Source organism: Agrobacterium sp. CNPSo 2736 (genome assembly GCF_004005385.1).
Lineage (GTDB): Bacteria > Pseudomonadota > Alphaproteobacteria > Rhizobiales > Rhizobiaceae > Agrobacterium > Agrobacterium leguminum.
On record NZ_RZTX01000003.1, the window covers coordinates 235,011 to 258,684 of the forward strand.

The 23,674-nt window shown below is 60.6% G+C and carries 22 protein-coding genes; 5 read left to right on the forward strand and 17 right to left on the reverse strand.

Annotated elements, in window-relative coordinates; all coding sequences use genetic code 11:
- The first annotated feature begins 38 nt into the window (after positions 1-38).
- Positions 39-605, forward strand: a complete 567-nt coding sequence (locus EM858_RS07520) for a DUF6101 family protein (protein ID WP_003503226.1) — start codon at positions 39-41, stop codon at positions 603-605.
- A 77-nt stretch (positions 606-682) separates the two neighbouring features.
- On the opposite strand, the gene ubiA is transcribed toward EM858_RS07520, so the two are convergent.
- From ubiA to EM858_RS07540, 4 genes are all read right to left on the reverse strand, one after another.
- Complete coding sequence (gene ubiA / locus EM858_RS07525) at positions 683-1,636, reverse strand: 4-hydroxybenzoate octaprenyltransferase (RefSeq protein ID WP_127756324.1); 954 nt, start codon at positions 1,634-1,636, stop codon at positions 683-685.
- Between the two features lie 120 nt (positions 1,637-1,756).
- Complete coding sequence (locus EM858_RS07530; RefSeq protein WP_031234593.1) at positions 1,757-2,557, reverse strand: MipA/OmpV family protein; 801 nt, start codon at positions 2,555-2,557, stop codon at positions 1,757-1,759.
- Between the two features lie 255 nt (positions 2,558-2,812).
- Entirely contained in the window at positions 2,813-4,069 is a 1,257-nt protein-coding gene (locus tag EM858_RS07535) for a cyclopropane-fatty-acyl-phospholipid synthase family protein (protein WP_127756325.1), read from the reverse strand.
- A gap of 168 nt (positions 4,070-4,237) precedes the next feature.
- Complete coding sequence (locus tag EM858_RS07540; protein ID WP_127756326.1) at positions 4,238-6,556, reverse strand: Tex family protein; 2,319 nt, start codon at positions 6,554-6,556, stop codon at positions 4,238-4,240.
- A 201-nt stretch (positions 6,557-6,757) separates the two neighbouring features.
- Here EM858_RS07540 and purD point away from each other — a divergent pair, with 201 nt between their 5' ends.
- The 3 genes from purD to EM858_RS07555 all read left to right on the forward strand — a co-directional run bounded on the left by purD (position 6,758) and on the right by EM858_RS07555 (position 10,846).
- Positions 6,758-8,029: a phosphoribosylamine--glycine ligase gene (gene purD / locus EM858_RS07545; RefSeq protein ID WP_127756327.1), complete on the forward strand. Its 1,272-nt coding sequence runs from the start codon at positions 6,758-6,760 to the stop codon at positions 8,027-8,029.
- A 157-nt stretch (positions 8,030-8,186) separates the two neighbouring features.
- Positions 8,187-8,696, forward strand: a complete 510-nt coding sequence (locus EM858_RS07550) for a plant virulence effector HPE1-like domain-containing protein (RefSeq protein WP_127756328.1) — start codon at positions 8,187-8,189, stop codon at positions 8,694-8,696.
- A 326-nt stretch (positions 8,697-9,022) separates the two neighbouring features.
- A complete protein-coding gene (locus EM858_RS07555) occupies positions 9,023-10,846 on the forward strand; it encodes a methyl-accepting chemotaxis protein (RefSeq protein ID WP_127756329.1) in 1,824 nt (607 codons plus the stop codon).
- A gap of 159 nt (positions 10,847-11,005) precedes the next feature.
- On the opposite strand, the gene EM858_RS07560 is transcribed toward EM858_RS07555, so the two are convergent.
- The 13 genes from EM858_RS07560 to EM858_RS07625 all read right to left on the reverse strand — a co-directional run bounded on the left by EM858_RS07560 (position 11,006) and on the right by EM858_RS07625 (position 22,417).
- Positions 11,006-11,500 (reverse strand): DUF523 domain-containing protein, encoded by a 495-nt coding sequence (locus tag EM858_RS07560; RefSeq protein WP_127756330.1) that lies wholly within the window; start codon positions 11,498-11,500, stop codon positions 11,006-11,008.
- A 229-nt stretch (positions 11,501-11,729) separates the two neighbouring features.
- A complete protein-coding gene (gene glyS, locus EM858_RS07570) occupies positions 11,730-13,883 on the reverse strand; it encodes a glycine--tRNA ligase subunit beta (RefSeq protein ID WP_127756331.1) in 2,154 nt (717 codons plus the stop codon).
- Between the two features lie 98 nt (positions 13,884-13,981).
- Positions 13,982-15,919 (reverse strand): DUF2207 domain-containing protein, encoded by a 1,938-nt coding sequence (locus EM858_RS07575; RefSeq protein WP_127756332.1) that lies wholly within the window; start codon positions 15,917-15,919, stop codon positions 13,982-13,984.
- A gap of 21 nt (positions 15,920-15,940) precedes the next feature.
- A complete protein-coding gene (locus EM858_RS07580) occupies positions 15,941-17,218 on the reverse strand; it encodes a 3-phosphoshikimate 1-carboxyvinyltransferase (RefSeq protein ID WP_127756333.1) in 1,278 nt (425 codons plus the stop codon).
- A gap of 87 nt (positions 17,219-17,305) precedes the next feature.
- Positions 17,306-17,857, reverse strand: coding sequence for a LemA family protein (locus EM858_RS07585; RefSeq protein ID WP_020813610.1), 552 nt, complete (start codon positions 17,855-17,857; stop codon positions 17,306-17,308).
- Positions 17,858-17,976: 119 nt separating this feature from the next.
- Complete coding sequence (locus EM858_RS07590; protein WP_245482986.1) at positions 17,977-18,372, reverse strand: hypothetical protein; 396 nt, start codon at positions 18,370-18,372, stop codon at positions 17,977-17,979.
- A gap of 95 nt (positions 18,373-18,467) precedes the next feature.
- Positions 18,468-19,430 carry a glycine--tRNA ligase subunit alpha gene (locus EM858_RS07595; protein WP_020813609.1) on the reverse strand — a complete coding sequence of 321 codons (963 nt, stop codon included), beginning with the start codon at positions 19,428-19,430 and terminating at the stop codon, positions 18,468-18,470.
- An 80-nt stretch (positions 19,431-19,510) separates the two neighbouring features.
- Positions 19,511-19,927 carry a PIN domain-containing protein gene (locus EM858_RS07600; protein WP_127756334.1) on the reverse strand — a complete coding sequence of 139 codons (417 nt, stop codon included), beginning with the start codon at positions 19,925-19,927 and terminating at the stop codon, positions 19,511-19,513.
- Positions 19,924-20,154 carry an AbrB/MazE/SpoVT family DNA-binding domain-containing protein gene (locus EM858_RS07605; protein WP_020813607.1) on the reverse strand — a complete coding sequence of 77 codons (231 nt, stop codon included), beginning with the start codon at positions 20,152-20,154 and terminating at the stop codon, positions 19,924-19,926. Before EM858_RS07605 ends, EM858_RS07600 begins: the two co-directional genes overlap by 4 nt.
- Before the next feature lie 52 nt (positions 20,155-20,206).
- Positions 20,207-20,401 (reverse strand): membrane protein, encoded by a 195-nt coding sequence (locus EM858_RS07610; protein WP_020813606.1) that lies wholly within the window; start codon positions 20,399-20,401, stop codon positions 20,207-20,209.
- Between the two features lie 20 nt (positions 20,402-20,421).
- Complete coding sequence (locus EM858_RS07615) at positions 20,422-21,288, reverse strand: S49 family peptidase (protein WP_164865352.1); 867 nt, start codon at positions 21,286-21,288, stop codon at positions 20,422-20,424.
- 91 nt (positions 21,289-21,379) lie between these two features.
- Complete coding sequence (locus EM858_RS07620; protein ID WP_127756335.1) at positions 21,380-22,180, reverse strand: tRNA1(Val) (adenine(37)-N6)-methyltransferase; 801 nt, start codon at positions 22,178-22,180, stop codon at positions 21,380-21,382.
- A gap of 6 nt (positions 22,181-22,186) precedes the next feature.
- Positions 22,187-22,417: a DUF2007 domain-containing protein gene (locus EM858_RS07625; RefSeq protein WP_003503261.1), complete on the reverse strand. Its 231-nt coding sequence runs from the start codon at positions 22,415-22,417 to the stop codon at positions 22,187-22,189.
- Positions 22,418-22,528: 111 nt separating this feature from the next.
- Here EM858_RS07625 and EM858_RS07630 point away from each other — a divergent pair, with 111 nt between their 5' ends.
- Positions 22,529-23,545 carry a polyprenyl synthetase family protein gene (locus tag EM858_RS07630; RefSeq protein ID WP_035261923.1) on the forward strand — a complete coding sequence of 339 codons (1,017 nt, stop codon included), beginning with the start codon at positions 22,529-22,531 and terminating at the stop codon, positions 23,543-23,545.
- The last annotated feature ends 129 nt before the right edge of the window (positions 23,546-23,674 follow it).

Sequence of the window (23,674 nt, forward strand, 5' to 3'; positions counted from 1 at the left end):
GGAAACCGGCTCTCAGGTAAAACAAGGGTAGAATAAACATGACCAAGACCGTTCTGAAGCCCGACTGGGCCGTCGCCACTCTCAGACTCGACCCGGCACGTTTTCCGCAACAGGTCACTTATGGAAAAGGCAATGGCGCAACCGATGTCGCCGTCACTCTCGATGAACGGGGCGCCGTTCTGAGAAAGGTTCTGTCCTCTTCCGGCCTGCCTTTGTCCTTCGCTTTGCCAGCCCGCGCCTTCAAGGGCGTTGCCGCCCGCGCCATCGACCATGGCGATGGACAGGTAACGGTGACGCTGGAGCTGCACCACGACGATCCGGACCTCTGCGTTCCGCTTCTCGTTGCCCACGATCTCTGCGACATCGCCGCCGACTGGCGCAGCTGGTCCGAGGCCTACCGTATTCCCATGCTGATGGTGGAAGCCGATGGCGTCGCCCGTCCGCTGGAAGAACATCTCGGCAAGGTGCGCACCCAGAATACCCGCCCGCGCCGCCGCCATTCCTATTTCGCGGAGCGTCGCCCGCGCTTCCTCGTTCGCCGCTCCACCGGTTCGCTGGGCATGAGCATGAAGATCGAGGGCAAGGAAATCATCGCCCGCAGCTGATAATCTTCAGCCAGACAAATCAAAAAGCCCGGCGCGGATGACGCGGCCGGGCTTTTTCATTCCGTGTTTTCACAGGCTTACGCCAGCAGGAGCGGCAGGATGAGGCCCGCGAAAATCAGCACGCCGACGCGGTTGTTGGATTTGAACAGCACGAGGCACTGATCGACATCGTCGATATTAAGCACCCAGACCTGCCGGAACAGCATGATGGCCGCAGCGGCAAGGCCGCTATAGGCAATGACGTTAACACCCGCGACCCAGAACGACAGGAACATCATGACAAGGGCTGTGCCATAAAGGAAAACCAGCCAACGATGTGTGTTCTCGCCAAACAGCAGGGCGGTTGAACCGATGCCCACGGCGGTGTCGTCTTCCTTGTCCTGATGGGCGTAGATTGTATCATAACCGATCGTCCAGGCGATGGAGCCGACATAAAGCAGGACAGCCGGCCAGGCGATCGATCCGAACTGTCCCGCCCAGCCCATCGGCGCACCCCAGGAAAAGGCAAGGCCGAGGAAAAATTGCGGCCAGTTGGTGAAGCGCTTGGCGAAGGGATAGATCGCCACGAAGATCAGCGAGAATATGCCGGTGGCGATTGCGAAACTGTTGAACTGCAGGAGCACGACAAGCCCCGCTAGCGCCTGCAGGACGATGAAGAACTTGGCCTGCGACCGGCTCACGCGGCCGGAAGGCAGCGGCCGCGAACGGGTGCGCGCCACGGCCATGTCGATCTTGTGGTCGGCCAGATCATTATAGGTGCAACCCGCGCCGCGCATCGCCACCGATCCGACGAAGAACAGCACCAGATGCCAGATCAGCGTCGCCCAGGAAAAGCCGCCGCTCGCCATCGCGACATTTGCCGCAAGGGCTGCGGACCAGAAACATGGCCACATCAGCAATTGCCAGCCGATGGGGCGATCCCACCGCGCCAGCTGCGCATAGGGCCAGAGGGGCCTCGGCAAAATCCGATAGACCCAGTTATTGGATGGCGCGTCGGAGACGCGATCTGACAAATCGCTGTGGTTAACCATGGGATGGTTCTACAGCATCGGCGGAAAAATCGGAATGGATTTCAGCACCCGGCCGCACACGCGGAAAAGCCCCGCAGCGGTTTCGCCAAGGGGCTTTTCAGGACCGTATTGCGCTATTTATCAGGGCAGCGAGAAGTTGAACTTGTAGCTTGCCTGAACGCCGATGATGAACTGGTTCTTCGAACCGCGCTCGCGCACCAGCGAACTGTCGGCGGCGTCACCGGTCAGGCGGCGATATTCCGCAAACGAGCCGACTTCGGCGTTTTCGGTGACTTTCCAGGTGATGGCGGCGCCGATGCCGGCGGAATGCAGGCCGCCGCCGGGGCTATAGGGCGATGGTGCGCCGGCGGCCGTCTGTGCGGCACTTACACCGTAATAACGCTCATTGTATTTGCTGCTCACCCATGTCGCGCGCGGGCCGGCGGAAATCTGGATGCCGGGGGCGATATCGGTGAAGGCATCGACGGCAACATCGCCGACCACGCCGCTATGGCTGCGAATGCCCTGGCGGACTTCACCACGAACGCGCAGCCAGTCGGTCGGATAGGCCTCGGCGAAACCGCCGAGCTCGCCGCCGCGCTTGATGCGGGTCATGCCCTTCAGATCGGACGAGTCGCCCTCGTCGCGCGGGGATACCAGCTTTCCGGCAAGACCCATGCTGATCGGACCGTTATCCAGAAGCGAGATAGAGGCGCTGTCATTGCGCGAGGTGAAACGCGCGCCCTGGCCCTGGCGGCCGAGCGAAATGATGGGCGAGAAGCCGAATTCATTCTTGTTGTCGCCCTGATATTTCGGTGCGGTGAAACCCGCGCCGCCGAGCTTCAGATACCAGTCGCCGGAAAACCAGCCTTCCGCATGGGCATTACCCACGGCAAAAAGCGACAGGACACAGGCGGCGGCTGCCGCTGATGGCTTGAACATGAAAGAACCCCAGAAACGCAATACAGACAGGTGTCCGTAGAATTAGAGGGATTGTCTTTCCATTTCATTAACCAGCGCGGGTTGAAATTCGCCTCCTGCGGAGGGTGGCGATAAGGCCTCAAAACCTCACCTCCGTCATGCTCGGGCCTGTCCCGAGCATCTGCGACCGAAGGACTTTACGCAACGTGGATAGATCCTCGGGACAAGCCCGAGGATGACGCCGCGTGTGCGGAAACGTTCGTCATTCGGCCGTGGTCAGAACGTCACCTTCTCCAGCGGCGCACGCGTCTTTTCGAATTCCAGCAGCTTCGCCTCGTTCCGCGCAATGTAGTCGCGACTATGCGGCACGGCATCGCGATCCTTGGCGATCTGAATCTGGAAAATGTGGAAGTTTTCGTGGGTAAAGGCCATTTCCGAACCCGCCAGATAAAACTCCCACATGCGGAAGAAGCGTTCGTCATAAAGCGCTATCGCTTCGGCCCTGCGCGCCACGAAACGCTCGCGCCAGTGGCGAAGCGTGTGGGCGTAATGCATGGGCAGGATTTCGATATCCTTCACCAGCAGCCGCGATTTTTCGATAGCCGGCAGCACCTCGGCGAGCGAGGGAATATAACCGCCGGGGAAAATATATTTTTCGATGAAGGGATTGGTCGCCAGCGCCGGATAGGGCTGGCCGATGGAATGCAGCACCATCACGCCCTTATCGTCCAGCACCTCCGCCACCTTGTCGAAATAATCGCGATAGTGGGTCGGCCCGACATGTTCGAACATGCCGACGGAGACGATGCGATCGTATTTTTTCGAAGCCGGCAGGTAGCGATAGTCCTGCAATTCGAAACGGACATTTGCCGCAAGGCCCCGTTTAGCGGCGCGGTCGCGGGAAACGCGCAGCTGTTCTTCGCTGAGCGTGATGCCGGTCACATCCGCATCGGCGCTTTCGGCAATATACATCGCCATGCCGCCCCAGCCGGAGCCGATTTCCAGCACGCTCTGGCCCGGCTCGGTCATCAGCTTGGCGGCTATGTGCCGTTTCTTGGCAACCTGCGCCTCATAGAGGCTGATGCCGGGCGGATTGAAATAGGCGCAGGAATATTGCCAGTCCTCATCGAGGAAGAGATCGAACAGCTTGGCGCTCAGATCGTAATGATGGGCGACGTTGCTCTTGTTGTGGTTGACCGGCAGATGCATCTTGATGCGGGCGGCGATGATGCGCGCCATGCCGCGCCAGATCATGCCGAAGGACAGGGCCTCGCTCAGCGTATTGCCTTTGACCAGCGCCAGAAAATCGTAAATGTCGCCTTCCGCGACCTTCGCCCGGCCTTCCATATACATTTCAGCCAGCTTCAGCGCCGGATCGGCGGCGATCTCCTGCATGGCGGCTTCGTCGGTGAAGTTCAGAACCACCTTTTTTCCCGCGCCGTTGCCGAATGTGCGGCTGCCGCCCGGGCTGTTCACGGTGAGATCACCGGTCTTGATTATCTTTTCGAGAAGAACATGCAGAGACGACGCCATGGCACCCCCAATTGCTAAGTCTCACTTATCAATTTTCCTGACCGTATTCCTTTCGGCACAAGTTTCAAGATAGTCTTATTTCAAAAAAATTGAACGATTTCATCAAGCAAAAAGCCCCGCCGGGGTATTTGGCGGGGCTTTTTGGTAAAAAATCATTTCAACCGCAGGTCAGCGTCGCTTCATGGCTTCAGCCAGAGCGGCGGCCAGCGCACCACCGGTTTGCGACCCCTCGTTGCGCTCTTTCGGCTTGGCTGTCGCGTGCCGCATGGCGCTGGCATTGCCCTTCTCGCGCATCGGCTGCTGCGCTGCCTCGCCGCCATCCTTGCGCATGGTGAGACCGATGCGCTTGCGCTTCACATCCACTTCCACGACCCGCACCTTGACCACATCGCCCGCCTTGACGACCTCATGCGGGTCTTTCACGAAACGGTCGGCGAGCTGCGAGACATGCACCAGCCCGTCCTGATGCACGCCGATATCCACGAAAGCGCCGAAGGCGGCGACATTGGTGACGGTGCCTTCCAGCAACATGCCCGGTTTCAGATCGGTGATCTCGTCCACACCCTCGGCGAAGGTCGCGGTCTTGAAGCTCGGGCGCGGGTCGCGGCCGGGCTTTTCCAGTTCGGCGATGATGTCTTTTACGGTCGGCAGGCCGAATTGCTCGTCGATGAACTTCTTCGGATCGAGCGCCTTCAACGCGGCGCTGTCGCCCATCAGCGAGCGCAGATCGCGGCCGCAGGCGGCGACGATCTTTTTCGCCACGCCATAGGCTTCCGGGTGAACCGAGGAAGCATCCAGCGGCTCCTTGCCGTTCGGGATGCGCAGGAAGCCGGCGCATTGTTCGAAGGTGCGCTGGCCGAGGCGCGGCACCTTCAGCAATTCCTTGCGGCTGGCGAAGGGGCCGGTCTGGTCGCGATGGGCGACGATGGCATCGGCAATCGAGCTGCCAAGGCCGGACACCCGCGCCAGAAGCGGCGAAGAGGCCGTATTGAGATCGACGCCGACGGCGTTCACCGCATCTTCCACCACAGCATCGAGCGAACGGCTGAGACGGCCCTGATCGACGTCATGCTGGTACTGACCGACGCCGATGGATTTCGGCTCGATCTTCACCAGTTCCGCTAGCGGATCCTGAAGGCGGCGGGCGATGGAGACGGCGCCGCGCAGCGAGACATCGAGATTGGGGAATTCGGCGGCTGCCCGTTCCGAAGCGGAATAGACCGAAGCGCCCGCCTCCGAGACGATGACCTTGGTGGGCTTTGCCCCCGAAGCCGGCATCTGCGCCAGAAGATCGGCGACCAGCTTTTCCGTCTCGCGGCTGCCGGTGCCATTGCCGATAGCGATCAGCTCAACATTGTGCTTGCGGATGAGGACAGCAAGTTCCGCCTGCGTGCCGCGCACGTCGTTCTTAGGCGGGAAGGGGTAGACCGTCGTGGTATCAAGCAATTTGCCGGTGCCATCCACCACCGCCACCTTGACGCCGGTGCGGATGCCCGGATCGAGCCCCATGGTGGCGCGGGAGCCGGCAGGGGCTGCCAGCAGCAGATCCTTGAGATTGCGGGCGAAAACATGGATCGCCTCTTCTTCGGCGCGCTCACGCAATTCGCGCATCAGATCGAGCGAGAGCGACATGGAAAGCTTCACCCGCCACGTCCAGCCAGCCACTTCCATCAGCCATTGATCGGCGGGGCCGGCATTGCGGATATCGAAGGCGGCGGCGATGGTGCGCTGCGCGGGCTTGACCGGCGAAGGATCGTCCGCATCGACATCGATTGTCAGCGTCAGCACTTCCTCGTTCCAGCCGCGCAGCATGGCCAGCGCCCGGTGGCCCGGCACCGTCGCCCAGCGCTCGAAATGATCGAAATAGTCGGAGAATTTCTCACCCGATGCCTGCTTGCCATCCACGACCTTGGCGCGGAAGGTGGCGTTCTGGCGCATGTAATCGCGCAGGCGGCCGAGAAGATCGGCATTTTCCGTCATGGTTTCCGCCACGATGTCGCGCGCGCCCTCGAGTGCCGCCTTCACATCGGCCACCTCGCCCTGAACATAAGCCTCCGCCAGCTTCGCCGGATCGGCGGCGCGGTTATCCCAGATGGCTTCTGCGAGCGGGCCGAGACCGCGTTCGCGGGCGATTTCCGCGCGGGTGCGGCGTTTCGGCTTATAGGGCAGGTAGAGGTCTTCCAGCTCCGCCTTGGTGCCTGCCTGCATGATCTTGACCATCAGTTCATCGGTCATCTTGCCCTGACCGGTGATGGAATCGACAATGGAGGCGCGCCGCGCATTGAGTTCGCGCAGATAGACGAGACGTTCCGAAAGCGTGCGAAGCTGGGTGTCGTCCAGCCCTCCCGTCACTTCCTTGCGGTAACGGGCGATGAAGGGAACGGTCGCACCCTCGTCCAGCAGGGCCACCGCCGCCTTTACCTGATCGGCGCGGGCGTTGATTTCGGAAGCGATGAGCGAGGCGAGGCGGGCATTGTCTGCGGTCATGGGATTCTCTGCTGTCAGATCTGGAGCGGCGAACATAATGTCTGATTGTGGCGTGACAACAAGAGGCGGCAACGATTCCACAGGAAAGGCGGCGTTCAAGGGAAAGACGGGCATTTGCGGCGCTTTCTCCTTGACCTTTCGCCCCCCTGCCCTTAACGCCCCTGACACAAGGTTACTGGCGAATTTGCAGGGGTATTGACCATGAAAGTTCTGTTGATCGGTTCCGGCGGACGCGAACATGCGCTGGCGTGGAAAATTGCCCAGTCTCCCCTGCTCGATGAGCTTTATGCCGCCCCCGGCAATCCTGGCATTGCCGACCATGCGACGCTGGTGGCGCTGAAGGTGGAAGACCATGCGGCCGTCATCGCCTTTGCGAAAGAAAAAGCAATCGACTTCGTCGTGGTCGGCCCGGAAGCGCCGCTGGTTGCCGGTCTTGCGGATGACCTGCGTGCCGCCGGCATCGCCACTTTCGGCCCCTCGAAAGCCGCCGCCCAGCTTGAGGGCTCCAAGGGCTTCACCAAGGATCTCTGCGCGCGCTACGATATTCCGACCGGCGCTTACCAGCGTTTCAAGTCCGCAGAGCCGGCCAAGGACTATGTTCGTGCGCAGGGCGCGCCGATTGTCATCAAGGCGGACGGTCTTGCCGCCGGCAAGGGCGTGACCGTGGCCATGACGGAAGCGGAAGCGCTTGCCGCGATTGACGACTGCTTCGACGGCGCTTTCGGCGCGGCCGGCGCCGAAGTGGTGGTGGAGGCCTTTCTCGACGGCGAGGAAGCGAGCTTCTTCTGCCTTTCCGATGGCAAGACCGCGCTGGCGCTCGCCACCGCGCAGGATCACAAGCGCGTCGGCGATGGCGATACCGGTCCGAATACGGGCGGCATGGGTGCCTATTCCCCTGCCCCCGTCATGACACCGGCCATGGTGGAGCGCACCATGAAGGAGATCATCGAGCCGACGATTTCGGGCATGGCCAAGGACGGTAATCCCTTCTCCGGCGTGTTTTTCGCCGGGCTGATGATTACCGCCAAAGGCCCTGAACTCATCGAATACAACGTCCGTTTCGGCGACCCCGAATGCCAGGTGCTGATGATGCGCCTGAAAAGCGATCTGCTGCCGATCCTCTATGCCACCGCCACCGGCACGCTGGACAAGGTTGAGGCGGAATGGCGCGACGATGCGGCGCTGACCGTCGTTCTCGCCTCGAAGGGTTATCCCGGCACTTACGACAAGAATACGCCGATCGCCCATATTCCCGAGGCGAGCGCCGAGGCGAAGGTGTTCCATGCCGGAACCGCGCTGAAGGACGGCGGGCTGGTTGCCACGGGTGGACGCGTGCTGAACGTCACCGCCCTTGGAAAGACCGTGACGGAAGCGCAGGCCCGCGCCTATGCGCTGGCCGACAAGGTGGAGTGGGAAAACGGTTTCTGCCGCCGCGACATCGGCTGGCAGGCCGTCGCGCGCGAGAAGGCCTGATCCTTAAAGCAAACGGGATTGGACGCGAATATTTCGTTCAATTTTTACCAAGTTTGCTGACCCGATGGAAACGAAACATCGGTAATACTTGCCGGAACATTGAATGGCGCATTGTGTCTCGAACACGAGGCCGCGCCGTCGTTTCGGGGGTTTTTCGATGCGTCGTCTTTTTCTGACAGCGATTGTCGCGCTGACCGGCGGGTCGGCGATGGCGTCTTCCATCGAATATATACACGGCGTGCATGTGGCCAATGGTAGCTTCATTCGTCGCGACTGCGCGGGCTGCAAGCCCATGAAGGGAAAAGCCGTGGCGCAGGGTTATGCCGTTCCCTCCATTGAGCCGGGCACGCAGCACACGGAAATGCGCGAAGTCGACGGCAAGCGCACCCTGCTGCGCACCGAAGCCTGGCTTGGCGGCGCGCCCGTCACCTTCGTCAGCACCAATCCTGCATGGATGGCGGAAACCCCCAGCACGGCCATCGCGACCTATGACGACGCAGAACCCGTGGCACATCCCGCTGAGACGGTTTCGACATCGGCCGGCATCGACGTGACGACCACCACGGCAGCCGTCAAGGAAATTTCCACCGAAAACGCAGCCGAACCGGCCAGCGCCTCGGTGATCGGCGCCACCCAGTTCCCGGATTTCCAATTGCGCGGCAATTGACCGGCCGATGACGCATTTCATGACGAAGGTCAAATAATCGCGTCATCGCTGCATTCCGGAAATGGCGCCGCAACCATGCGGGGAATGTTGCTTTTTCTCCCGCTTATTCTGCCTGTCGGGCCTGATAAAGCTTTCGCTAATTAAATATTTATTCAAATTTTTAGCCGCTAAGTGCGTCTATAGTGCGATGCAGCACAGAATGAGGCCGCGGCGCGGACACGCGCTTTTGGGCCCTTTTATCGCGCATCATGCGCCTCTCCCTTCTCCGAAACATCGGTACCGCGCGGCGTTTTCGGGCGCGCGATCCCAAACGCTTGTGAGCGCCCATGAAGAACCTTTCCATTTCCCGTCAGTTGATCGTTCTCGTGGTGGCCCTGATGGCCGCCTTCGCCGTGGCGACGTTTTACCAGCTGAAATCCGCCACCGATGCGATCTATGAGGAACGCTACGGCATGCTGCGGACGCAGGTGCAATCGGCAATCTCCATCCTGCAATCCTTCCACGAAAAGGAAAAGGCCGGAACGCTTTCGCGCGACGAGGCCATGAAACAGGCTTACGCCACCGTCAGCGCCATGCGCTTCACGCCCGACGGCTATCTGTTCGGTTACGACTACGACGTGACGATGAAGTTCCACCCCGATGCCAAGCGCGTCGGCGAAAGCTTCAAGGGCAAGCCGGACAGCAAGGGTTTCGCCTATCGTGACGAGCTGGTGCGGCTTGGCCGCAATGGCGGCGGCCAGACGGATTTTTACGGTCCGAAGCCCGGCATGGAAGGCAATGACTACGCCAAGAGCTCCTATGCACTTGCCTTTGAGCCCTGGCAGGTGGTGGTCGTGACCGGCGTTTACATCGATGATCTGAACGCGCAGGTGCGCGGCGATGTGATGAAGGCGCTGTCGATCGGCGCGCTGATCTTCGTGCTGGCGCTTGCCGCAGCCTTCTACGTCATCCGTGGCATTTCGAAGCCGCTCGGCGACATCCACCGCGCACTTGGTGAAGTGGCCAATGAAAACGTCTCGCTCGCCATTCCCCATACCGGCCTGACCAACGAGGTGGGCATGATGGCGAAGGCCACCGCCTCGCTTCAGGACAAGGTGCGCGAGCGCCATGCCATGCAGCGCCGTGAGGAAGAACAGCAGCGGCAGCTCAATGCGGAGCGCCAGAGTAATCTCGACATGCAGCGCGACGAGGCAGAATTGCAGGCGCGCGTCGTCACCACCATCGGCGAGGCGCTGGAGAAGCTGGCGGGCGGCGATCTGACCGTGCGTTGCGGCGATCTCGGCAATCGCTACGCGGCGCTGCGCGACAATTTCAACGAGGCCCTGATCCATCTCGACGCCGCCATGGCCAAGGTGAATTCCAAGAGCATCGACATCGGCGGCTCCAAGGAGGAAATCCGAAAGGCTTCCAACGAGCTTTCGCAGCGCACCGAACGGCAGGCTGCCAATCTGGAAGAAACCTCGGCCGCTCTCGATGAATTGACGGTTGCGGTGCGCCAGACGGCAGAAGGGGCGGCCGACGCCGCCAAGCGCGTCACCACCGTCAGCTCCGAAGCCATGCGCAGCGACCGGGTGGTGGAAGAGGCGATCACCGCGATGAGCGGTATCGAACAGTCATCGGACCAGATTTCCAACATCATCGGCGTGATCGACGACATCGCCTTCCAGACCAACCTTCTGGCGCTGAATGCCGGTGTGGAAGCGGCGCGGGCGGGCGAGGCCGGCAAGGGCTTTGCCGTGGTGGCGCAGGAAGTGCGCGAACTGGCGCAGAAATCCGCCGCCGCCGCCAAGGAGATCAAGGACCAGATCGCCCGCTCTTCCGCCCAGGTGGAAAACGGCGTGCGCCTTGTCGGCGAGGCCGGCGATGCGCTGAAACGCATCTCGGATCAGATCAAATCCGCAAACGAAATCGTCAGCAAGATCGCCCATTCGGCCGCCGAACAGGATACGACGCTGCGCTCGATCTCCTCGTCGCTCAACCAACTCGATGTCGCCACCCAGCACAATGCGGCGATGGCGGAAGAAACCACAGCTTCGGCGGAAGCGCTGGCCGTGGACACCGAGGAACTGCTGAACCTCATCCGCGGTTTCCGTGTCTCTTCCGGCCACCAGCTGCATGCGATGGCGCATGAGATGCGCATGGCGGGGTGATGCGCTCCGAGGCTATCGATGAACAACGGCGCCGGGGGGAACTCCGGCGCTTTTCTTTTAGAGCATTTCCAGGAAAAGTGGACCCCGGTTTTCCGTCCGGAAATGCGCCAAAACAAAGAGTTAGAGTGTTTTCGCGATTCGAAGAAAAGCGAAAAAACTCTAACGGGTCAGCGCATCCAGCCGGTCGATATCGGCAGGTGAAAATACGGCGATACCGGCTTTTTCGAGCAGCGCCGCCGTAACCCCATTGCCCGCGTGTTTGACGCCAGAAAACGAACCGTCATAGATCGCAACCGACCCACAGGACGGGCTACCGTCGATCAGAAGCGCGTATGTGCAGCCATTGGCCCTGGCGAAGGCCAGCGCCTTTTCCGCGCCGGCGATAAATTGCGCCGTGACATCGCCGCCGGTCACTTCCAGCACGCGGGCGCGGCCCTCCAGCACATCGAGACCGGAGGCGCCATTTTCGATTTCCGCCGGCGGGCGCGGCACGGGCATGCCGCCCGCCATCTCCGGACAGATCGTCACCAGCCTGCCCTCCTGCCGCCAGCGCTCGATTGCCGGATGGAAAAAGGGCTTGCCTCTGCCGTCGTAACGGACCGGCTGGCCGAGGAGGCAGGCGCTGATGAGGATTTTGGGGGTGGTGTGGGTCAATGGGGTCATCCTGCAAGGTCGCGGTCGCTGCTTACCCCCCTCTGCCCTGCCGGGCATCTCCCCCTCAAGGGGGGAGATCGGCGAGAGGCATGCTCCTCGCTCTTCCCAAAACGTTCAATGTAGCCGAGAGGTTGCCACGGGTCGATCTCTCCCCTTGAGGGGGAGATGCCCGGCAGGGCAGAGGGGGTGAACCAAGCACGCTGACAGATGTGGCTACCCCAAAACCCCCTCACCCCGTGATCTTCGAGAAATCCGCAACCGTTCCGGTCGCTTCGCGAATAGCCTTCAGCAGCGCCAGACGGTTTGCACGGATGGCCGCATCCTCGTCATTAACGAGCACATCCTCGAAAAACTTGTCGACAGGCGCGCGCAGCGTCGACAGCGCCTGCATGGCGGAGCGGAAATCCTCGCCCGCAACGGCCTTCGCAGCGTCGGCGGAGGCGGTCTTGATCGCCGCGTAAAGCGCCTTTTCGGCATCGAGCTTCAGCAACTCTTCCGAAACGCCATCGGCGACCACGGTACCCTTCTTTTCCTCGGCAGCCAGAAGCTGGGTGGCGCGCTTGGCGCCTGCCAGAAGGTTACGGCCATCCTCGCCGGTGATGAAGGCGGTGAGCGCCTCGACACGGCGGGCGATCATCAGGAGATCGTCGGATTCCGGCGTCAAAACGGCGTCGATCAGATCGTAACGCGCGCCGAGATCGCGCAGATAGACCTTCAGGCGATCATGGAAGAAGGAGAGAAGGTCCGGGTCCTTCGCAACGCTCAGCAACGGAAGCCGCACGTTCTTCTCAAGCAGAATGCGCACCACACCCAGCGCCGCACGGCGCAGCGCGAAGGGATCCTTCGAACCGGTCGGCTTCTCATCGATGGCCCAGAAACCGACGAGTGTATCGAGCTTGTCGGCCAGAGCGACCGTGATCGCCACCTTGTCGGCCGGCAGACGATCAGAGGGGCCCTGCGGCTTGTAATGATCTTCGATGGCGGCGGCCACACTTTCGTTTTCGCCCTGCAGCGTCGCATATTTACGGCCCATCAGGCCCTGAAGCTCTGGGAATTCACCGACGGCTTCGGTGCGCAGGTCGGCCTTGGCCAGCACCACGGCACGGTCCACCAGATCGGCATCGGCACCGACAACCGGGGCCAGCGCCTTCGCCAGTTCGCGAATACGGGCCACGCGCTCACCCTGCGTCCCGAGCTTGGCATGGAACGTCACGTTCAGCGCATCGAGCTTGGCCATGCGCTGGTCGAGCGGCTTCTTGAGATCGAGGTCGAATTTCGCAGCCGAATCTTTCAGCGTTTCCAGATCGGGCAGATCACCCTGGTCGCGGTTCCAGAAATGGCGGGCATCCGACAGGCGGGCGCGCACGACCTTGCCATTGCCATGGATGATTTCCTTGCCGCCATCGCTTGCCTCGATGTTCGAGATCAGGATGAAGCGGTTGGAAAGGCCCTCTTCCGCACCCTGATTGCGGGTGACGAAACATTTCTGGTTGGTCTTGATGGTGAGGCGAATGATTTCCGCCGGGATTTGCAGGTAATCTTCCTCGAAGGTGCCCATCAGCACCTGCGGCCATTCGACGAGGCCGGAGACTTCTTCCAGCAGGCCTTCGTCTTCGACCAGATCGAGACCATTGGCGAAGGCCAGGTCCTTGGCGTCGTGCAGGATGATATCCTTGCGGCGCTCGGCATCGAGAATGACCTTCGCCTTTTCGAGGCTCGAGACATAGTCCTCGAAACGGCGCACGGTAATCGGGCCGGGTGCATGGAAACGATGGCCATAGGTGACGTTGCCGGCGACGATGCCGTCAATCACGAAAGGAATGACCTGGGTTTCGTCATGTTCGGGGCCGAACAGGCAGACGATGGATTGCAGCGGCCGCACCCAGCGCAGGCTTTCCGAGCCCTTGCCTTCGATACCGGCATAGCTGGAACCCTTCGGCATGGAGGCCGGGCCGGAGCGCATGGATTTCGGCCAGGGGAAGGAGCGGATGATGCCGGGCATCACTTCGGCGATGATCTCTTCCGCCGGGCGGCCGGGCTTGTTGATGATGGCGACGTAGAAATCGCCCTTCTTCGGGTCGGAAACGACCTGCGCTTCCGAAATGTCGTTGAGGCCGGCGCCGCGCAGAAAGCCTTCGATGGCCTTTTCATTGGCGTCGGTGCGCGGGCCCTTCTTTTCCTCGCGCACATCGGCGGAGCGGGCGTTGAGGCCGCGAATATCCAGCGTCAGGCGGCGCGGCGTCCAATATTCGCGCGCGCCCTCATAGGTCAGCCCTCTCTCCACCAAGGCATCGGTGACGAGTTTCTTCAGATCGCCCGCCGCCTTGCGCTGCATGCGGGCGGGGATTTCCTCGGAGCGAAGTTCAAGCAGAAGATCGGGCATGGGATCAGGACTTTAATCTGTTGCAAAAGAGTGTCGCGGACTTAGCAAGACCAGCGGCAAAAGTCACCAGCTATCGGTTAAATTACCGCCGGCAGGCGTTACCAGCCGCCGCCGCCACCGCCGCCGCCGCCGGAGCCGGAAAAACCGCCGCCGCCACCGCCCGAAAAGCTGGAGCCGGAAGAACTGACGGGCTGGGGAATGGCGGAGGCAATGGTATTGGCCATGGAGGTGGAAAAGCCGCCGATCCTGTCGCCAAAGGTTCCGTAATTGCTGCCCGCATACCAGCCGGGCGCATAACTTGCAGCAGCGGCACCGGCAGCGGCTGCTGCAAGCCAGGCCTCGAACGTGCGGCTCCACGGTTTTTCGACGCCGAGCGCCACGGCATAGGGCAGCAATGTCTCGAAATGCTGCGGCGACATGGCGGGCGCACCAGCCATGTTCATCCGGTCTTTTTCCGCCAGCGTCAGATAGGTTCGGAGGCCTTCAATGCCATCCATCAGCTTGCGGCCGAGCGGTGTGGGCGCGCCCATCAGGAACAGGAAAAGCGCATTGGTGAGCACGATGCCGCCAATCGCCGCCAGCGCCAGCGACTTGGTGTCATGCGTCACATCCAGCAGGATTTGCGTGGCGATGCCGCCGATGGCGGAAAAGGCCACGAAACCGGCAAAGGCCAGCATGACGATGCCGCCGATCCGCTTGCGCAGCGGTGCGCCGCGCGAAAACTGGCGGCCGATGCCGATCGACAGGATGCTGAAGAAGAAGGCGAAAAAGCCGAAAACCAGCACGGCGGCAATGGCGCTTTCATCCAGATCGCCAAACACCAGCGTCGCAACGATGATGGCGATGCTGAGGAAGATGCCGAAGACGGTGTAACCGGCATTGCTGTGGTAATATTTGCCGCGATGTTCTTTCTCTATCGCCGCGCGGAACTGTTTTCCGACCTTTTCCACCTCCGCCCCATGGGCCTTGTCGATGGTCAAAGTCTCGCCCGGACTGCCTATGGAGGCAAGCAGCGTTTTCTGGCCGGTCGGCAGATCGGTGGTAGTTGCCTTTTCGGTACGGCGGATGACGATGGCGTTCTTCAAATCTTCCAGAACGACATAACCCTTCACCGCAAGATCAAGGGCCGAGGCAGAAAGCGCCGTCCAGCCGGCGCCCGAAAAACCGCGATTATCGACGTAATTGACCAGAGCCGGCGAAAGCCCCTCCGGCGCATCCCAGCGCGGCACGACCACGCCCTTCGCCGGATCGCGGCCCACGGCGAACCAGGCCCGCAGGTAATAAAGCAGCACGGCGAAAAGCCCGCCGCCCGAAAGCAGGATGGCGAGATTATCCCGCAGCCACCAGCCCGCCTCCTGCGAGGTGTCAGGCGCGGCAATCGCGCCCTTGGGCAGCTTGACGGCGACCGTCATGCCCTCGCCAACCGTAAACGGGCGGGTGGAGGCGAAGAACACCTCGTTGCCTTCGTTCAGAATGCGCGCATCCTTGCCCTTCGCACCCAGAGGACCGGTGAAGACGGCGGTGTCGGTGGCCCTGACACCCTGCGGCAGGCTGATGGTGGCGGAAATCTCACCCATGGGGAATTGCCAGCCATTGCCGGTGACATTCCAGGTCAGCTCGTCGTAATCGCTGAAATAGCGGATTTGCCGGGCGGTGGTGTAGGTTATCTGGAAGATATGCTCGCCGGTCGGCAGAAAACGCTCGGCGCTGCCGGTATAGATGCGGATGCCGCCATCGATATTCTCGGTGCGCCAGTTTTCCGGCGCGCCATCGCGCTCCACCGAAACGACGTTGAAATCCACCTTGGTACGGCGGTTATTCGCATCCAGCGCATAAAGCGGGAAATCGCGGAAGATGCCGCGTTTGATGTTCTGTCCTTCGGCGCGGGCGGTGATGGTTTCGGTCACCGTCAGCTTGCCATCCGCCGCCACCTCGACGACGGAATGGTAGGAGCGGATGAATTCCTCCGCGAAGGCCGGGAAGGCCGCGCCCAGGAAGACGAACAGCGCGAGAAGTCTTGCGGCGATGGTCTTCACGGGCGGTCCCTCCTCAATGGCTCAGTGCTGCGGCTCGGCAGCGCTTTCCTTTTCGGTATAGTCAACACCCAGCGAGGCGAGCGCCTTCCAGTAACCGGGATAGGTCTTGCCGACGCAGGCCGGATTCTGGATGGCGATGCCGCCGATCTTCAGCGCCGCCAGCGCAAAGCTCATGGCGATGCGGTGGTCGGCAAAAGTATCGATGGAGGCCTTGACCGTCTGGCCCGCAAGAGCCGGATCGGAATGCACGATCAGGTCGTCGCCCTCCTCATGCGCCAGACCATTGCGGATTTCGTTGAGGCCGAGCGAGACGGCGCGGATACGGTCGCATTCCTTCACGCGCAGATTGGCGATGCCGACGAAACGCACCGGTGTCTCGTTGAAGGCGGCCAGAACCGCAATGGTCGGAATGGCGTCCTGCATCTGCGAACCGTCGATTTCGGCGGGCAGGTGCGGAAACTTCGCCATGACCTCATAGGCCTTGGCATCCGGCTGGGTGAATTTATCGGCCGGCGTGCCGATATCGATTGCGCCGCCGGTCAGAAGCTCGGCACCCCAGAGATAGGTGGCGGCGGAGGCATCCGGCTCGATGTGGAAATCGGTCGCCGTATAGCCGGTCGGATGCACGCGCCAGATGGCGTTGCTCACCCGCTCAATCTTCGCACCGAAGGCTTCCATGGCCGAGGTGGTGAGATCGATATAGCCCTTGGCGCCGATCTCCTCGCCCTTGAGGATGATATCGACAGGCTTGTCGCCGCAGGCAGCCGCCATCAGAAGTGCCGACACATATTGGCTGGAGAGGTTAGCGTCGATGGTGACGCTGCCCTTCGGGAACCCTGTGCCCTTGCCGCAGACGGTGACGGGCGGGCAGCCGGTCGGCGCTTCCGCCTCGACGCCGAGGGAGCGCAGGGCTTCCACCAGCGGCATGATCGGGCGTTTGCGCATATGCTCGTCGCCATCGATGATGACGGCGCCATCCACAAGTGCTGCAGCTGCAGTGAGGAAGCGCGTGGCGGTGCCGGCATTGCCGAGGAAAAGCGGCTTTTCCGGCTGCTGCAATACACCCGTGCCTTCCACCACGAATGTGGTGGCATCAGGCTCGGTTACCTTGACGCCCATCTCGCGCAGGGCTTCGGCCATATAAAGCGTGTCGTCGCTTTTCAGTGCGCCGGTCAACCGGCTTTTGCCCCTGGCAAGACCAGCCAGCAGAAGCGCACGGTTGGTGATGGACTTGGAGCCGGGCGGCTCGACCTTGCCGGAAAGCGGGTGGTCGGGCGGGGTGATGGTCAGTTCGATCATGATTGTCGTCTTGTCAAAGAATGCGGCGCGGGGCCGGATTATCGGAATTTGAACGGGAGGTCTTAAGCCGCCGGGGGAACAGTGCGCTTAGAATTTCACTGTCGGCACGGCGCGGTCGGCCGGGTTCTCGATCTCGAAATAGGGCGCCTTGGCAAAGCCGAACTGGCCTGCAACCAGATTGGAGGGGAAGCTTTCCACCTTGACATTGAGATCGCGGGCAGCGCCATTGTAATAACGGCGCGACATCTGGATTTCGCTTTCGATGGTTTCCAGCGAGCGCTGCAATTCCAGAAAATTCGTATTGGCCTTGAGATCGGGATAGGCTTCGGCAAGCGCAAAGAGTTTACCTAGCGCCTGCGACAGCAGCCCTTCCGCCTGGGCGCGACCCTCAACATCGCCCGCCGGCACGGCCTGCGCCCGGTTGCGCATGGCAATCACCTCCTCGAAGGTGCTCTTTTCATGCGCCGCGTAACCCTTCACGGTCTCGATGAGGTTGGGAATGAGATCGGCGCGGCGTTTCAGCTGCACGTCGATGCCCGACCACGCCTCTTCCTTCATCTGCCGCGCCTTGACCAGCCCGTTATAGATGAAGACGACATAAAGCGCGATTGCCGCGATGATTGCCAGCGTGATGAACATGAATTGCGATTCCCAGCTTCGATGCGCGCACGATAGCCGCTCATCGCCGCAAAGTCATGGGGCTTCGCTCATTCTGTCGGTTTTTGCCGGGAGGATAAAACCGCGACCAGTGCTGCGCGTCATTTATTGTAGACGGTGCAGTATAATCGCAGACCGGATGTTTTCCTTACAAAAACGTTGTGTGAGGCAAGCCTGTAGCCGCGTTCGGCCCAATAGTCCTTGTTCTCACCCAGATGATTCCAGCCGTCTATTCTCCAGTCGAGCATTTTCGAGTTTTGCGTGTAGTGCATGCGGACAAGCGCGCTACCGACATCGAGCGTCCGTTGGCCGCTGTCCTTGCAATCCATGCGGGTGACGATCATTCCGAAACTACGCAGCTTGTCTGCTCGGCGAAAGGCATCATTGCCGCTCATCCATTCAGTCGTTTCGGCAGCCGCAGCGTTGCCGAGGAAACATGCAAGCATCAATACAGGCAAAAAAACTAAGCTTCTAATATTCATAATCAAATCCATCACGATGTTTCACATAACCAATCAACACAAAATAAAAGGCCGTCAAGAACGGCCTTTCAAATTCATTAGAAGCTTCGGCTTGAATCTGCCTTCAAAAATCAGGCGGCCCTGTTCCAGTTCAGCCCGCCCGCATCCGTCAGCAGGAAGGCTTCGCCGCAGGCTTTCGCCAGCGTGCGCACGCGCAGGATATAGCTCTGGCGTTCCGTGACCGAAATTACGCCGCGTGCATCCAGAAGGTTGAAGACGTGGCTGGCCTTGATGCACTGGTCATAGGCCGGAAACACGCATTTGTGCAGGCGCTGATTGTCGTTATCACCGGGCGCACCGGCGGCGAGAAGCGCTTGGCATTCCTTTTCGGCGTCGATGAAATGGCGATGCAGCATGGCGGTGTCGGCAAATTCGAAATTATGGCGGGAATATTCCTGCTCGGCCTGCAGGAAAACGTCGCCATAGGAAATCTTCTCTTCGCCTTCGCGGCCGTTGAAGTTCAGGTCATAGACATTGTCGACGCCCTGAACATACATGGCGAGACGCTCCAGACCATAGGTCAGCTCGCCCGCGACCGGCGAGCACTCGATGCCGCAGACCTGCTGGAAATAGGTGAACTGCGAGACTTCCATGCCGTCGCACCAGCATTCCCAGCCAAGACCCCAGGCGCCGAGCGTCGGGCTTTCCCAGTCGTCTTCGACGAAACGCACATCGTGCAGCAGCGGATCGAGGCCGATCGCCTTCAGCGAACCGAGATAGAGTTCCTGCAGGTTAGACGGGTTGGGCTTCAAGATGACCTGATACTGGTAATAATGCTGCAGGCGGTTGGGGTTTTCGCCGTAACGGCCGTCGGACGGGCGGCGCGAGGGCTGCACGTAAGCGGCCTTCCAAGGCTTGGGCCCAAGCGCGCGCAGCGTCGTCGCCGGATGAAACGTGCCCGCGCCCACTTCCATATCGTAGGGCTGCAGCACCGCGCAGCCCTTGTCGGCCCAGTAATTGTGCAGCGTCAGGATAAGCGCCTGAAAGGAACGCTTCGGGTTCATATGGTCGGGAACATCGGTCATTGCAGTCATCGCGGCGTTAGGAGGATAAGTAAGCATTGACTTACTTCGGATGCGGACACGTGCCACGGCATGGCCTGAGGGTCAAGGTTTTATGCGTGGAGACGGGCGGCGAAGGGGTTGACGATATTCATCCGCCCTTCAACGGTAAGACCGTCATGCATGTCTTCCGAGAGGAATACGGTGCTTTCAGCCTCCAGGGCTGCTGCTACCATCAATGCATCATAGAAGGCGAAGTTATATTTATCGACAAGATCCACGGCGCTCGCATTTAACTGCACATCGAGTTCAACGACTGTCACAGCCATTCGACGGAGACCATCCAGCGATCTGCGGATTTCGCCCCATTTTTGAGGCCACTTCCGCCGGACTACACTGGCAAATTCATTGAATGCCTGAACGCTCGTCACATAAGGTTTCGAAACGATCTCTTGGGCCTTGGATGAACGTTCGTCATCCAGAAAGGCGTAAATGAAGATATTCGTGTCGAGAAAGGGCAAATGGCTCAACGCTCATTTGCCTCTTCGCGGTCGAATTTCCACCCGGGCGGTAGCTGCCAACGCTGAGCGCGAATATAAGACAGTATCTTTTCGCGCTCTTCCTGCGAAATAGAAGCAGACGGTTCCTGTGTCGGCACAGAAACATCCACCTCGTCGCCCTCCTTGATGTGCAAGGCTTCCGCGACATCCGCCGGAATGCGGACCGCAAGACTATCGCCCCATTTCGTGACACGCATGACGGTCTCCTTACTCGAAAGCGACTATAGCAAATTCTGCGTTACAGGAAAATTACGTCTCATCCTCGCGCTTCACGCGGTATTCGCCCGTTTCCGGGTCCTTGATCAGCGTGCCGATGGCGCCGGTCTCGCGTTCCTTCTCGCGCTGTTTCGATTTCGCCGAGAGCTTTTCCGCATCGCGGACAAAGCGGCGGTATAGGATGACGGATCCCACCACCAGAAGAAGAATTGTAATGAGCTGCGCCATAAGGCTTTATTCCCGAGACATCATAGACCGAAACGCGACCACAATGCCTTTTCTTCGGCGACCTCCGCAAGCCCCGAGACGGCGCCGGCAGCCAACCTTTCGGCATTCACGTCCAGAGCAGCATTGACGCCCGGCACCTTTTTGCCGAACAAAGTGCGCCCGCCGCTGACGAGCTGGAGCTTGACCTTCTCACCGTAACGGCGGCGCAGAACCTCGCGCATGTCGCCCAGCCCGTCGATCAGGCCGAGGTCGAGGCCGCGCATGCCGGTCCAGAACAGGCCGGAGAAGATCGCCTCGTCGCCCTTCAGTTTCGAGCCGCGGCGCATCTTGACCATATCAATGAAAACATTGTGGATTTCGACCTGAAGCGACTTCAGGTAATCGATGTCGCCTTCCTTTTCCGGCTGAAAGGGATCGAGGATGACCTTGTTCTCGCCGGCCGTATAGACACGGCGCTCCACGCCGATCTTCTTCAGCATTTCCGGAAAACCGAAACCGCCGGAAACGACGCCGATGGAACCGACGATGGAGGTAGGATCGGCGATGATCTCGTCGCCAGCAAGCGCGATCATGTAGCCGCCGGAGGCCGCAACGTCCTCCACGAAGATCAAGACTTTCTTTTCCTTTTCCTCGGCGAGCTGGCGGATGCGATTATAGATCATCCGCGCCTGCACCGGCGAACCGCCGGGCGAGTTGAGCGAAATGGCGACAGCCGGGGCATCCTTGACGGCGAAGGCCTTTTCCAGAAGCGGCGCATAAGAAGCGAGATTGAGGGCGGGGCGGAACTGGTTGCCGCCGGCCATGATCGCGCCATGCATGCGCACCACCGGGATGACGAGCTCTTTTTTACGAAAGCGTTTCGGCACCAGATACTTCAAAAAAACCACTACTCAATCCTCGCAGCATTTATCCGTTCGTCAGGGATGTATGTATCGCCCCGGAAAACACAATGGTTTGCGGCCGGCGGAACGGCGATATTTATGACGCGGTCCGGATTGCCCTTACATTACGCGAATAGGGGGCGCGGCCATTGTTCAGGTCATCGACGAAGGGGGTGAAGGCATGGCTGCCGGTCTCATGCATGATGAGCGGCGCGCGGAACGACAGCCGCGCCCGCGAACCCTTGATGGCGGTGACGAGCATGCGCACCGCGTCCTCGCCAGGGCGCGGATGGATGAGGGTGATCTCGATGCCGCCGAAACGACTGCCGCAGGCGGCGATGATTTTCGCCACCGATTGCGGCCTTGAAATCAGGGAAAGCTGACCGCCCGGCACCATGATCGCGCCTGCGGTCCTGATCCAGTCTTCGAACAGGCCATCGGTCATGGCATGCGCTTCGGCCTTCAGGGCGTCCGGCGTGCGGCGGTCGCTCGCATCGTTGTAGGGCGGGTTCATGATGACGTGATGGAAATGCTCGTCGGGCAAGCCCGCTTCGGCGCGTGCTTTCGCCCGCAGGGTCACATCGGCTTCGCGCACGCTGACGCGGGCAGAAAAAGCAGCATTATCAGGCAGTTCTAGGCTGCGGCGGGCAAATTTCGCCATTTCCGGCGAGCGTTCGTACAGCGTTACCTCGGCATTCTCCAGCCGCGCCGCAACCGCCATGCCCGCAGCTCCCGCGCCGGCGCCGAGATCGGCTATCCGGCAGGCCCGCTCATCTGCCACCAATGACGCCAGGAGCATGGCGTCCATGCCGGCCCGATGCCCCCTGCCCTTCGGCTGGATGATGTGAAACCGGCCCCGGTGAAAGGCGTCGATCGTTTCGGAAATGCCGTCGCCCACCGCCGCTCAAGCCTCTTCGTTGCGCAACTCGTCACCGAGCCCGGCATCGATGAGAATGCGGCGGGCCTGATCGGCCCGATCTTCCTCCACCAGAAACCTTCGCGGCAAAAGACCGAGCGATCCTTCCAGAATGCTCATCGCCTGGTCGGCGATGAGGCAATGGATGCCGGCATCCTTCATCAGGCTTTCGGCGAAGGAGAGCAGCACGGCATCGTTGGTACGGATCAGTTCACGCATGGATAGACCTTAAATTCCCATCTTTTTGAATGGCTAGCGGCAATTCGCCCCTTGCCGCGCAAGGCGTCAGTTTTTATTGTCGAATTCAAATTCGAACTGGAGTCCTGTCCCTTGGGCGTCGTCATACCGCTTGAAGAAAGCAAAAACAAACTCGCATCCGTCAAGCCGCTTGTCGACCTGACCCGCCCCGATATGGAACGGGTGAACCAGCTTATCCTTTCCAAGGCCGGTTCCGATGTCCAGATGATACCCGAGGTGGCCAACCACCTCATCTCTTCCGGCGGCAAGCGCCTGCGGCCGATGCTGACGCTCGCCTCGGCCTCGATGTTCGGTTACGAGGGCGATAATCACATCAAGCTCGCCACCAGCGTGGAATTCATGCACACGGCGACGCTTCTGCATGACGATGTGGTGGATGAAAGCGATCTGCGCCGCGGCAAATCCACCGCCCGCACCATCTGGGGCAACCAGGCGAGCGTTCTCGTCGGCGACTTCCTGCTCGGCCAGGCCTTCCGCATGATGGTGGATGTGGGCTCGCTCGATGCGCTCGACGTGCTGTCCACCGCCGCCTCGGTAATCGCCGAGGGCGAGGTGTTGCAGCTTTCGGTCGCCAAGAACATGGAAACGACGGAAGACGATTATCTGCAGGTGATTCGCGCCAAGACGGCCGCCCTTTTCGCGGCGGCGGCGGAAGTCGGCCCCATCGTCGCCAAGACGGACAAGGCCACCCGCAGCGCGCTGAAATCCTACGGCATGAATCTCGGCCTCGCCTTCCAGCTCGTTGACGACGTGCTGGACTACGGTGGAAAATCCGCCGATCTCGGCAAGAATACCGGCGACGATTTCCGCGAAGGCAAGATCACCCTGCCGGTCATCCTCTCCTATCGTCGCGGCACGCAGGATGAGCGCGCCTTCTGGCGCAACGCCATCGAAAAGGGTGAAAGCAGCGATGAGAACCTCGAAAAGGCGCTGGGCCTGATCACCAAATACAACGGTCTTGGCGATACGATCGGCCGCGCCACGCACTACGGCACCATCGCCCGCGATGCGCTCGCACCGCTGCCGCAGAGCCCCTGGAAAGATGCGCTTCTGGAAGTGATCGACTTCTGCATCGAGCGTCTGAACTGACGCTAGAGGCCGGGCGAAAGGCGGATGGAAAAGACCATCCGCCCAATGTTCCGGGCCAGCTTCTCCGCAAGGCGTGATTGTGGCCGGGGCCATAATTTCTTGCGGGGCTGCTTCAAAAAAGCCATTCTA